This window comes from Caulobacter sp. D5 (assembly GCF_003185805.1).
In the GTDB taxonomy this organism is placed as follows: Bacteria; Pseudomonadota; Alphaproteobacteria; order Caulobacterales; family Caulobacteraceae; genus Caulobacter.
This window is the reverse complement of the sequence record NZ_QHJY01000296.1, coordinates 1-10,957: the sequence shown is the minus strand read 5'-3', so window position 1 is coordinate 10,957 and position 10,957 is coordinate 1. Positions and strand designations below refer to the sequence as shown.

The window sequence follows — 10,957 nt, the reverse complement described above, 5'->3', positions numbered from 1 at the left end:
CGGCCAGGCGGGCCGGCGTGAAGGGCAGGGCGGCGTCGGCGCCGGCCAGGGCCGCCAGCAGCGGCCGCAGGAAGAGCTCGGCGCAGACCAGGGCCGAGGCCGGATTGCCCGGCAGGCCCAGCACGCGCCGGCCATCCGCGAGAAAGCCGAACCAGGTCGGCTTGCCCGGGCGCACGGCGATGGTCTGCACCCGCAGGTCCAGGCCCAACTGAGCCATCGCCGGCTTGACCAGGTCGTAGTCGCCCACCGAGGCACCGCCGATGGTCACCACCAGATCGACGGCCGCGCCGCGCACCGCATCGGCGATCGCATCGGCGGAATCGGCGGCGGGGGCCAGCTTCACCGCCTCGCCGCCCCAGGCCGTGATCAGCGCCGCCAGGCTAAACGAGCCGGACTCGAAGATCTGGTCGGGGGCGGGCGCCCCGCCGGGCGGAACCAGTTCGTCGCCGGTGGCCAGGATCGCCACCTTCGGCCGGCGGGCGACCTCCAGCCGGTCGCGCCCGGCGGCGGCGGCCAGAGACAGCCGCCAGGGATCGATGCGCGCCCCGGCCTCGAGCAGCCGGTCGCCGGAGCGGAAGTCGCCGCCGGCCGGGCGGATGTTGGACTTGGGATCATCTCCGGCCGTGAAGCGCGCGATGTCGCCGTCACGGATCGCCTCTTCCTGGATGACGACGAGGTCGGCGCCGGCCGGCACGGGCGCGCCGGTGAAGATCCGAACCGCCTGGCCGGCTTCCAGAGTCGCCGCGTAAGACCGGCCGGCGGCGCTTTCACCGACGATCGCGAACCCATCGACGACGCCGTAGTCGGCCCGGCGGATCGCCCAGCCGTCCATGGCCGAAGCGTCGAAAGGCGGCTGATGGCGGTCGGCGACGACCTGCGCCGCCAGCACCCGGCCGATCGCGTCCGGCAGGACTACGGTCTCGACGCCCAGGCGCGCGGCGCCGTCCAGCATGCGGCCGCGGGCTTCCTCGACGGTCAGGTTCTTCAGGGCTTGGCTCACGGATCGTTGGTCTCTGGCTGCGGCGCCGCATGGCTGTCGCACGGCGCCCCCCGGGTCAATCGAAACCTGGGGCGGCGACGCCGGGCTTGTAGCGGTTGGGCGGAATGCCCAGCAGGCGCTTGAACATAGTCGAGAAGGCCGCCGGGCTGTCGTAGCCGAGGTCGAGCGCGATGGTCGTCACCGGCTCGCCGGCCGCCAGGCGCGGCAGGGCGGCCAGCAGCAGGGCCTGCTGTCGCCAGGCGCCGAAGCTCATGCCGGTCTCGCGGCGAAAGGCGCGGGTGAAGGCCCGGCGGCCCAGGCCCAGCTCGCCGCACCAGTCGTCGATGGTCTCGTGCGGGGTCGGGCGTTCGAGGAAGGCGTGGCAGCGGCGGGCCAGGGCCGGGGCGGCGGGGAAGGGCACGGCCAGCGGGATCACCGGCGCCCGCGCCAGCTCGGCCAGCAGCAGGTCCATGACCATCCCGTCGCGGCCGGCCTCGTCATAGTCCACGGCGATGTCGCAGGCGGCGATCAGCAGATGGCGCAGCAGCGGCGCGACGCCGATCACCCGTCCGCGATCGCCCAGCACCGCGGAGGCCCGATCATTCAGCAGCACGCTGCGGGTGCTGACCGCCCCGACCATCCGCACCGAATGCGGCGTGCCGGCCGGCGTCCAGACCGCGCGTTCCGGCGGCGCGATCCAGGCGCCGTGCGGGGTGCTGACCACGGCCACGCCGGCGGCGGCGTAGAGCAGCTGGCCGCGCCCGTGCTGGTGCCAGTCCAGCTCGAAGGAGGGCGGGTATTCGTTGCCGGTGGCGACCACCGGCCGCAGCGCGTGGTCGTAGTCGGCGGGATGGATCCAGGACTTGGCCATCTGTCCCACTCGCGAAAGTGAAAGTCCCGCTGCGGAATGCGGGACGTCTTCGCAGGTCCTATCGCGGTCGAACCTTCACGGGAAGAGCTTCAATGACCGATACAGCGATCCGATCCCCCGTCGCCGACCCCGCAGCCCACAAGGCCCAGACCACCGTGTTCGGCGTGATCCTGGCGGTGAGCGGCTGCCACCTGCTCAACGACATGATGCAGTCGCTGCTGCCGGCCATCTATCCCAACCTCAAGACCGACCTGCACCTCAGCTTCGGCGAGATCGGCCTTGTCACCCTGGCCTACCAGATCACCGCCTCGATCCTGCAGCCGCTGGTCGGGCTCTATGCCGACCGCCGCCACAACCCGATGTTGCTGCCGGCGGGGACCCTGTTCTCGCTGGCGGGGCTGGTGGTGCTGTCGATCGCCCACGTCTACGGGCTGGTGCTGCTGGGCGCGTGCCTGCTGGGCGTCGGCTCGTCGGTGTTCCACCCGGAATCCTCGCGGGTGGCGCGGATGGCGGCGGGCGAACGGCCGGGGCTGGCCCAGTCGCTGTTCCAGGTCGGCGGCAACGCCGGCCAGGCCCTGGGCCCGCTGGCCGCGGCCCTGGTCGTGGTGCGCTGGGGCCAGTCCAGCCTGGGCGTCTTCGCCCTGCTGGCGCTGCTGTCGGGAGCGGTGCTGTGGAACGTGGCGGTCTGGGCCCGGCATCACGGCCTGGCGCGTCTGGCGTCGGGCGCAAGCGCCCGTGTCGCGTTGGATTTGCCCAAGGGCGCGGCCGCCAAGGGCATCGCCATCCTGCTGGCGCTGATCTTCTCGAAGTACGTCTACATGGCCAGCCTGACCAGCTACTTCACCTTCTACCTGATGGAGCGCTTCCACCTGTCGGTCGGCGCGGCCCAGATGCACCTCTTCGCCTTCCTGGCGGCGGTGGCCGTGGGTACGATCGCCGGCGGACCGGTGGGCGACCGCTTCGGCCGCAAGGCGGTGATCTGGATCTCGATCCTGGGCGTGCTGCCCTTCACCCTGGTCCTGCCCTACGCCAGCCTGTTCTGGACCGGCCCGCTGGTGGTGATCATCGGCCTGCTGCTGGCCTCGGCCTTCCCGGCCATCGTCGTCCTTGCCCAGGAACTGGCCCCGGGACGCATCGGCATGATCTCGGGCCTGTTCTTCGGTTTCTCGTTCGGCATGGGCGGCCTGGGGGCTGCGGTGCTGGGCGAGGTGGCCGACTGGAAGGGCGTGCAGACGGTCTACAAGCTCTGCGCCGTCCTGCCGGTGCTGGGCCTGCTGGCCGCCTTCCTGCCGAACACGCGCAGGCGCTGAAGCCCAAATTCAAGAAGCCCGGAATCAAAAAGGCCAGCCGTGAGGCTGGCCTTTTCACAGTCGGGAACTTGCGATCGTCAGCCGACGAAGGCGCGCTCGATGACGAAGTCGCCGGGCTCGGCGTTGGAGCCCTCGACCAGGCCGTGGGCCTCAAGCAGGGCGGCGGTGTCCTTGATCATGGCCATCGAGCCGCACAGCATGGCGCGGTCGTGCTCGGGATCGAACTTGCCGCCTTCCAGGCCCAGGTCGGCGAACAGCTTGCCGCTCTCGATCAGGTCGGTGAAGCGGCCCTGGCGCTCGAACGGCTCGCGGGTGACGGTGGGATAGTAGACGAGCTGGGCCTTGGCCTCGTCGCCGACCAGCGGATCGTCGTGGATCTCGCTGGTGAAGAGGTCGCGATAGGCCAGTTCCTGCACTTCGCGCACGCCGTGGGCGACGATCACCTTCTCGAAGCGGCTGTAGGCGTCCGGATCGCGGGCGACCGACAGCCAGGGCGCCAGGCCCGTGCCGGTGCCGAACAGGAACAGGCGCTTGCCCGGCTTCACCGCGTCCAGCACCAGGGTGCCGGTCGGCTTCTTGCCGAGCAGGACCTGGTCGCCGGCCTTGATCTGCTGCAGGCGCGAGGTCAGCGGGCCGTCCGGCACCTTGATCGAGAAGAACTCCAGCTCCTCGGCGAACGACGGCGAGCCGATCGAGTAGGCGCGCAGGATCGGCTTCTTCTCGCCCAGCTCCTCGCGGGCCGGCAGGCCGATCATCACGAACTCGCCCGAACGGAAGCGGAAGCTGGCCGGACGGGTGATGGCGAAGCTGAACAGCCGGTCGGTCCAGTGCTTGACCCAGAGAACGGTCTCGAGGTTGTGCGGGGACTCCTTGGCGGGAGCAGGGGCGGCGGTAGCGGTCTCGGCCGTCATGGTCTGTGGTTTCGATCCTGTTCGCGCCCGTCTGAATAACAGCAGCGCGCATAAGAAAAGTCGGGTGTCGCTCCGGCCCTGAAGGCGACCTGCGTCTCATGTGAGAAGTTGAGAGCGGATGTCAACTTTTGCTGTCTGAAGGGGCTTTGAGAAAAAATTCTACGAACCGTTCAAAATAGCGCCGTTCGCTTTTTCAGACTGTGTCAAAAATGTGATTGCCGGTCGCCGAAACGGGGCGCAGAGTTCCTTTTGCTTCGTTCGCGGAGCCAACGATACGGAGGAACGTATGCGGGTGAGGTTCGTTATGGCCGCCGCGGCGGCCAGTCTGTTAGCGTTAGGCGTAGCGGGTTGTGAAGGCGGCGCCCAAACCAAGGCCGCCAAGGCTCAGCAAGTCACTCTGGAAGGCAAGTCGGTGACGGCGAGCGGCTGCGTGCGGCCGGTCGAAAACACCAAGTGCCTCGTCGTGCGCGGCCCCAACGGCGGCTATTACGACGTCTCCAGCGCCAGTCCGGCGCCGGACCCCGGAAAGGGGGTCGGCGTTTCGCTGCGCGGACGTGACCAAGGCAAGAACACCGAATGCGGTCGTGAGCTGACCGACGTCAAATGGTCCTACCTGAACGTCCAATGCGCCGCGGCCGCGCCGAGCGCCGCGAGCGAGACGGAGGCCAAGAAGGCCGGCTGACGAAAGCCGACCCACGGGTTCGGCTCCGGCGGGGTTGCGCTTCAGCCTTCGCCGGAGCCTGGATCCGTGCGCGTCTTCGGCGTGGTCACACTGTCCTCGGCGCCTACGGGTTCCGTGGCCGGACGGGGCGGCTTGCCGTCGCCAACGGGATTCGGCCGCTGATTCTCGTGCTCGACCTCATGGTTGGAGGGGCGTTCATCGGCGTTTTCGGCCATTGCGGATCCTTTCTCAGGCGCGTCACTGGCGCGTCAAAGGGGTGTCCAGGCCAAGAAACCTGTGAAAAGGCGCCGTCAGACCCGGGACTTGCGCAATAACGCGCGGTTGACGCGACCTGATCCGCTTGCCCGGCGCAAACGACCCTGCTACACGACGCCGCTCTGGCGCTGGGAAGCGTCGGCGGCGCCGCTCGCGGCCCTCCGGCCGAACCGTCGCCTAGGCTGCGGTCCGGTACTTCAAGGACCGGAGTTTCTGCAGGAGTGTAGCTCAGCTGGTAGAGCATCGGTCTCCAAAACCGAGGGCCGGGGGTTCGAGTCCCTCCACTCCTGCCACTATATGTCATCGGCCGGCCCGGCGTTCGGTCCGGCCTGTCAGATACGCGAGCCTCTGAAACCATGGCCAGGAAACCGGGATCCAGCCCGTCAGCGATCAAGAACCGCGCCGCCCGTACGGCTGCGGCGCTGGCCCCTGCCGGTCAGGCTCCGTCCGCCGCCGCCGCGGCGGCGCCCAAGAAGCCCTTCAACCCGGTGCAGTTCTTCCGTGAAGTGCGCGCCGAGGCCCGCAAGATCACCTGGACGACCCGCAAGGAGACCTGGATCACCTCGGTGATGGTCTTCATCATGGTGATCGTCGCCTCGCTGTTCTTCCTCCTGGTCGACTGGCTCCTCGGGGCCGGCGCCAATCTGCTGCTGAAGTTCGCGGCCGGATAAGTCATAAGAAGACCATGAGCACCGAAACCGCCTCGAACCCGAACCACAAGTGGTACATCGTCCACGCCTACTCGAACTTCGAGAAGAAGGTGGCCGAGAGCATCCGTGAGCAAGCCAAGGCCCAGGGCCTGGAAGACAGCTTCTCCGAGATCCTGGTGCCCACCGAGGACGTCGTCGAGATCCGCCGCGGCCGCAAGGTCAACGCCGAGCGCAAGTTCTTCCCGGGCTACGTTCTGGTGAAGATGAACCTCTCGGACGAAGCCTACCACCTGATCAAGAACACCCCGAAGGTCACGGGCTTCCTGGGCAGCGGCTCCAAGCCGACGCCGGTCTCCGAAAAGGAAGTCCAGCGCATCGTCGGCGCCATCGAAGAGGGCGTCGAGAAGCCGAAGACCGTCGTGCTGTACGAAGTCGGCGAGAACGTCCGCGTCATCGACGGCCCGTTCGCCAGCTTCAACGGCTCGGTCGAGCAGGTCGACGAAGAGAAGGCCCGCCTGCGGGTCACCGTCTCGATCTTCGGCCGCGCCACCCCGGTCGAGCTGGAATACAGCCAGGTCGAAAAGATCGCCTGATCCCTTCGGATCAGCGCCAATACGAAGAACCCCGCGTCGGCCGACGCGGGGTTTTTTGTTGTGCGGCCTCAGGGAACCGGTTGCTGGCTGGCCTCGGCGCTCCGCAGGGCGCGCCCGTCGCGACCCGGAGAGCGCCCGTACTGCCGGCGATATTCCCGGCTGAACTGCGAAGGGCTGTCGTAGCCGACCGAGAAGGCGATCTGATCGACGCTTTGCGCGGTCGCCATGAGACGAGCTCGCGCGGCGTGCAGGCGCAGCTGTTTCTGGTACTGGACCGGGGTCATCTCGGTGATCTGCCGGAAGTGGCGGTGGAACGAGGTCTCGCTCATGCCGGCCGCCTCGGCCAGGGTCTCGATCCGGACGGGTTCTGCGTACCGCGCCCGCAACCATTGCAGCGCGCGCCCGATGCGGGCGGCATGGCTGTCGGCCAAGCCCAGTTGGCGTAACGCGCCGCCCTGCGGCGAGCCGAGCAGGCGCCAGAGAATTTCGCGTTCCATGGCCGGACCGAGCACGGGAATGTCGGCCGGCGAGTCGAGCAGTCTCAGCAGGCGTATGATGCTGTCAGCCAGGAGGTCGGGAACATCGCTGACCAAGACGCTGGACTCGGCGGGGGCTGGGACCAGCCGCGAGCCATGCTCCAGCAACAGGCTCGCGATCGCCTCGGCGTCCAGCAGCAGCGCAAAGCCCAGGAACGGCGCATCCCTGCGGCCATCCAGGACGAATGTGTTCATCGGCAGTTCGATCGACACGGACATCCCTTGGCCAGGCCCATAGACGAAGGTCCGATCGCCGATCTCGATCTGCTTGGTTCCCTGGGCGATGACCGAAAACAGCGGTTCGGCGACATGGACGCAAGGCGGGGTCGGGTCGGCTTCGTATCCCAGCAAGACGTTCGGCATGGCCGCGAGGGGCGCGCCGGACTGCACGACGTGCTTGACGATCAGGGCGCGCAGTTCGTCGAGTTGCGAGGGCTGCATTTGGCGAACCAGGTTGGGCGGCGTTCCCTTCCGTCATACGCCGGCAATCGACGGTTTGGTAGGATTGTGCAGTATTCCGGTGCTCTGCGGTCTCACGGCGCAGTGCCTGCGCCCGCACATGCTCTTCATCATCACGGAGAGCCAAGATGCCTACCGAAGTTTCCTTCCCGAGCGCCGGCCTGAAGGTCGCCGCCCATCTCTACACGCCGGCCATCCCCAATGGGCGCACCGTCATCGTCGGTCACCCGGGGACGTCGACCAAGGAGCAGTCGCCGGCGCTCTATGCGCGAAAGCTCCGCGACGCCGGGTTCACGGTTCTGACTTTCGATGCGGCCTATCAAGGAGAGAGCGAAGGTCTGCCGCGCGGGCTGGAGAATCCAGCCCAGCGCATCGAGGACTTCAAGGCCGCGGTCTCGTTCCTGAGCGTCCAGCCTGGAGTGGATCCCGCCAGGATCGGCGTCCTGGGTATTTGCGCCTCCGGCGGCTACGTGATCCCGGCGGTCGCGGGCGATCGCCGCGTGCGGGCCGTGGCGACTGTCGCGGCCGTGGATGTCGGCCTGCAGATCCGCGTCGGCCCCGACGGAAAGCAGGATCCGGCGGTGCTGAACGCCTTGCTCGACGGCGCGGCCCAGGCGCGCACCCGTGCGGCGCTGGGCGAAGAGGTCGGGGGGCTGCCGGTCTTCCCGGCCAACGAGGAAGAGGCGCGGGCGGGCGGTCAGCATGTCTTCGAAGGCTGGGACTACTATTGCACCGATCGTGGCTTCCATCCGCGCTCGGCCAAGACGCTCACCTGGGACAGTCTCGACCGCATGGCGACCTTCGACGCGTTCCGCTTCATCGACATGATCGCGCCGCGTCCCCTGCTGATGATCACGGCCGAGCAGGCGGTGACGGCGTGGATGAGCCGCGAGGCGGTCGCGCGGGCCGCGGAGCCCAAGGCGCTCTACACGGTGAAGGGGGCGACCCACGTTGAACTCTACGATCGCGAAGACGCCGTGAACGACGCGGTCGAACAGTTGAGCGGTTTCTTCGCCGCTTCGCTTTGATCGCAAGAAGCGCCCGGCGCGAATAAAAAAAGGGCGGATCCCCGAAGAGATCCGCCCCCCAATTCAGCCTGGATCAGCCGAGGCTTAGAACTTCGCCTTGAAGCCCACGTAGAAGCGGCGGCCGAGCACGTCGTAGGTCGACGGGTCGGTGTTGGCCTGGACGTAGGAGGAGAAGTAGGGCGGCTGCTTGTCGGTGAGGTTGGTGACCCCGCCGCGCAGCGAGTAGGTGTCGTTGATCGCCCAGCTGCCGTTCAGGTCGAAGTAGTCGACGGCGCCGATCTTCTCGTCCGGATAGTAGGCGTCGACCATGTCGCCGATGTGCCGCCAGCGCGCGCCGACCGAGAACGGGCCGAAGGCGTAGTCCACCGAGGTGGCGTACTTCCATTCGGGGTGCGAGACGGCGGTGCCGCTGATCTGGGTGTTGCCGATCGTGCCCTTCAGCTCTTCGAACGCTTCGCCCGGCAGGCTCTGGATCTTGAAGCTCTCGAGGTAGTTGCCCACCACGTTGATCTTGATCGAGCCCAGGCTGTCGTCGAGGCCCACCGCGCCGAGGCCGAAGCCCCAGTCGAGCTGGAAGTCGACGCCCGAGGTCTTGTACTCGGCCAGGTTCAGATTGGTCAGGGTGACGTTGGTGATTTCACCCGTGGTGCTCGAGCGGGTGAACAGGTTGCAGTAGTAGCTGGCGCTGCTGCCGCCCGTGTAGCACTTCTCCAGCGCCGTCGAGACGTCGATGGTGCCGATCGCGTTCTTCACGTCGATCGAATAGTAGTCGACCGAGACCGAGAACTTCTCGAACAGCGGGTTCTCGAAGCGCGGGGTCCAGACGAAGCCGAAGTTGTAGGTGTCGGCGGTTTCCTCGGTCAGGTCCGGGTTGCCGCCGCTGGTGCCTTCAACCTGGCTGCTGCTGTAGCTGTAGCTGTCGATGATCGACGACGGCACGCCTTGCGCCAGGCAGGTGCTGCGCACGGTGGCGGCGGTGGCGCTGTTGGTGCGGTAGCTGCTGTCGGCCGAGCAGGGGTCTTCGCTCAGCGAGTAGAAGCCCTGGTTCTGCGGCGAGTACAGCTCGCCCAGGCTCGGGGCCCGGACGGCGCGGTTGTAGCCGCCGCGCAGGCGGAAGCCGTCGACGATTTCCCAGTCGCCGTCGATCTTGTAGGCGTCGACGCCGCCGACCGTGGCGTAGTTCGAGTAGCGGTAGCCGAGGTCGAGGTTCATCGACTTGATGAACGGCAGGTCCTTCAGGACCGGCACGAGCAGTTCGCCATAGACTTCCGAGACGTGGGTCGAAGCGTCGACCGCGCCGGCGGCGTTGAAGCCGACGACGTCGCCGCTGAGCAGCAGGGCGTCAGGCGAGTACTTGTAGCTGTCCCACTTGTAGTCCGCGCCGAAGGCGCCGCGCAGCTCGCCGGCCGGCAGGTCGAAGAGGCCGCCGCTGAAGTTGGCCTCGACGATCGCCTGCTGGGCCGTCGTGGTGTTGTGGGTCGTGCGCGAGATGTACGACTTGCACTCGGACGAGATCTCGTTGTTGCCGAACGGGTCGTAGCCGCCCTCGCAGAGGCTGGCGCCGCCGTCCGAGGCGTCGAGCAGTTCTTCCACCGCCGAGCGGCTGACGTTGCCCGACTGCTTTTCCTTCTGCTTGGACTGGCCGAACGAGGTGTAGACGTCGTAGCTCCAGTCCTTGATCCCGGTCTGGCCACGTGCGCCGCCGGCCGCCTGGACGACGTCGAAGGTGGTGGTCGAGATGCGCGGACCCACGTCGGTGAAGCGCTTGTTCAGGGTGAAGTCGGCGTCCGGGTCGGCGCGGCTGGCCAGCAGGGTGGCCAGGTCGTCGGTGATGAACGGGTTGGTCACCGGCACGGTGAAGCCGGTGCCCGGGGACGGGGCCAGCTGGGTGCGCGAGCGGTAGTGGCTGTAGTTGACCGAGCCGTAGAGCTCGACGTTGTCGGTCAGCTCGAAGGTGCCGGCCGTGTAGAACGAGTAGCGGCTCATCGGCAGCTGCAGCAGGTTCAGCGCGCCGGTGTTGTAGTAGTTGCTCGAGGTCAGGGTCGAGCTGTCGAGCGCGGTCGAGCCGGTGTAGTTGACGCCGTTGGTGAACAGCGTGCCGTCGTTGTTGAAGCCGTAGCGCGAGCTGGCGCTGCTGACCGTGCCGGCCGAGACGCCGTACTGGGCGAACACCGAGTCGACGGCGCTTTGCGACGGCGCGTTGGTGGCGTCGACGACGTAGCTGCCGTAGGGCGTGGTGCTCGACAGGCCGCTGACCTTCGAGAAGTCGCGGGCCGAGTTGAACACGGCGCCGCGCTTGGTGTAGCCGAACGAGGCGGTGACGTGGCCGCGGCCGTCGGCGAACTTGGTGCCGCCGGTGACGCTCAGCGTGCCTTCATTGCCGTCGCCGCGCTGGGTCAGGCCGTACTGGCCGTCGACCATCAGGCCTTCGAACTTGTTGTTGAGCTTGAAGTTGACGACGCCGGCCATGGCGTCCGAGCCGTACGTCGCCGAGGCGCCGCCCGAGATCACTTCAATGTTCTGGATCAGGGCTGCGGGGACGATGTTGACGTCGACCGTGCCGTCCGAATTCGACGGAACCACGCGGTGGCCGTCGATCAGCACCATGGTGCGGGCGGTGCCGAGGCCGCGCAGGTCGATGTTGGCCTGGCCGCCGTTCGACGGGTTGTTCGAGGTCGACGAC

General features: G+C 67.6%; 11 protein-coding genes and 1 tRNA gene. 6 read left to right on the top strand and 6 right to left on the bottom strand.

The genetic code is table 11. From position 1 onward, the window contains the following. On the bottom strand, positions 1-952 hold a 952-nt coding region (locus DMC18_RS18335), incomplete at its 3' end, for a molybdopterin molybdotransferase MoeA (protein ID WP_233248213.1). Between the two features lie 103 nt (positions 953-1,055). Further along, entirely contained in the window at positions 1,056-1,850 is a 795-nt protein-coding gene (locus DMC18_RS18330; protein WP_110117866.1) for a helix-turn-helix domain-containing protein, read from the bottom strand. 92 nt (positions 1,851-1,942) lie between these two features. Between DMC18_RS18330 and DMC18_RS18325 the strand changes: the two genes are divergently transcribed. After that, positions 1,943-3,160, top strand: a complete 1,218-nt coding sequence (locus DMC18_RS18325) for an MFS transporter (RefSeq protein WP_110117865.1) — start codon at positions 1,943-1,945, stop codon at positions 3,158-3,160. Between the two features lie 77 nt (positions 3,161-3,237). Here the strand turns inward: DMC18_RS18325 and DMC18_RS18320 are convergent, their stop codons facing one another. After that, positions 3,238-4,071 carry a ferredoxin--NADP reductase gene (locus tag DMC18_RS18320; protein WP_110117864.1) on the bottom strand — a complete coding sequence of 278 codons (834 nt, stop codon included), beginning with the start codon at positions 4,069-4,071 and terminating at the stop codon, positions 3,238-3,240. Positions 4,072-4,357: 286 nt separating this feature from the next. Here DMC18_RS18320 and DMC18_RS18315 point away from each other — a divergent pair, with 286 nt between their 5' ends. Next, positions 4,358-4,753 carry a hypothetical protein gene (locus tag DMC18_RS18315; RefSeq protein WP_110117863.1) on the top strand — a complete coding sequence of 132 codons (396 nt, stop codon included), beginning with the start codon at positions 4,358-4,360 and terminating at the stop codon, positions 4,751-4,753. Positions 4,754-4,794: 41 nt separating this feature from the next. Here DMC18_RS18315 and DMC18_RS26635 read toward each other — a convergent pair whose 3' ends face one another. Beyond that, complete coding sequence (locus DMC18_RS26635; protein ID WP_199228292.1) at positions 4,795-4,968, bottom strand: hypothetical protein; 174 nt, start codon at positions 4,966-4,968, stop codon at positions 4,795-4,797. 257 nt (positions 4,969-5,225) lie between these two features. Here DMC18_RS26635 and DMC18_RS18310 point away from each other — a divergent pair. The 3 genes from DMC18_RS18310 to nusG all read left to right on the top strand — a co-directional run bounded on the left by DMC18_RS18310 (position 5,226) and on the right by nusG (position 6,251). Further along, a tRNA-Trp gene (locus DMC18_RS18310) sits at positions 5,226-5,301 on the top strand. Positions 5,302-5,364: 63 nt separating this feature from the next. Continuing rightward, a complete protein-coding gene (gene secE / locus DMC18_RS18305) occupies positions 5,365-5,679 on the top strand; it encodes a preprotein translocase subunit SecE (protein ID WP_110117862.1) in 315 nt (104 codons plus the stop codon). Between the two features lie 14 nt (positions 5,680-5,693). Further along, a complete protein-coding gene (gene nusG, locus DMC18_RS18300; protein ID WP_110117861.1) occupies positions 5,694-6,251 on the top strand; it encodes a transcription termination/antitermination protein NusG in 558 nt (185 codons plus the stop codon). A 68-nt stretch (positions 6,252-6,319) separates the two neighbouring features. On the opposite strand, the gene DMC18_RS18295 is transcribed toward nusG, so the two are convergent. Next, positions 6,320-7,228, bottom strand: a complete 909-nt coding sequence (locus DMC18_RS18295; RefSeq protein WP_110117860.1) for an AraC family transcriptional regulator — start codon at positions 7,226-7,228, stop codon at positions 6,320-6,322. A 146-nt stretch (positions 7,229-7,374) separates the two neighbouring features. Between DMC18_RS18295 and DMC18_RS18290 the strand changes: the two genes are divergently transcribed. Then, positions 7,375-8,274 (top strand): alpha/beta hydrolase, encoded by a 900-nt coding sequence (locus tag DMC18_RS18290; protein ID WP_110117859.1) that lies wholly within the window; start codon positions 7,375-7,377, stop codon positions 8,272-8,274. A gap of 84 nt (positions 8,275-8,358) precedes the next feature. Here DMC18_RS18290 and DMC18_RS18285 read toward each other — a convergent pair. Next, the coding region (locus tag DMC18_RS18285) for a TonB-dependent receptor domain-containing protein (RefSeq protein WP_110133184.1) at positions 8,359-10,957 on the bottom strand (2,599 nt) is incomplete at its 5' end.

What these genes read in the sequence shown, in the direction of transcription:
- DMC18_RS18290 (WP_110117859.1), top strand. Translation starts at nt 7,375, where the DNA reads ATGCCTACCGAAGTTTCCTTCCCGAGCGCCGGCCTGAAGGTCGCCGCC.
- DMC18_RS18325 (WP_110117865.1), top strand. Translation starts at nt 1,943, where the DNA reads ATGACCGATACAGCGATCCGATCCCCCGTCGCCGACCCCGCAGCCCAC.
- DMC18_RS18315 (WP_110117863.1), top strand. Translation starts at nt 4,358, where the DNA reads ATGCGGGTGAGGTTCGTTATGGCCGCCGCGGCGGCCAGTCTGTTAGCG.
- DMC18_RS26635 (WP_199228292.1), bottom strand. Translation starts at nt 4,968, where the DNA reads ATGGCCGAAAACGCCGATGAACGCCCCTCCAACCATGAGGTCGAGCAC.
- nusG (WP_110117861.1), top strand. Translation starts at nt 5,694, where the DNA reads ATGAGCACCGAAACCGCCTCGAACCCGAACCACAAGTGGTACATCGTC.
- DMC18_RS18330 (WP_110117866.1), bottom strand. Translation starts at nt 1,850, where the DNA reads ATGGCCAAGTCCTGGATCCATCCCGCCGACTACGACCACGCGCTGCGG.
- DMC18_RS18320 (WP_110117864.1), bottom strand. Translation starts at nt 4,071, where the DNA reads ATGACGGCCGAGACCGCTACCGCCGCCCCTGCTCCCGCCAAGGAGTCC.
- secE (WP_110117862.1), top strand. Translation starts at nt 5,365, where the DNA reads ATGGCCAGGAAACCGGGATCCAGCCCGTCAGCGATCAAGAACCGCGCC.
- DMC18_RS18295 (WP_110117860.1), bottom strand. Translation starts at nt 7,228, where the DNA reads ATGCAGCCCTCGCAACTCGACGAACTGCGCGCCCTGATCGTCAAGCAC.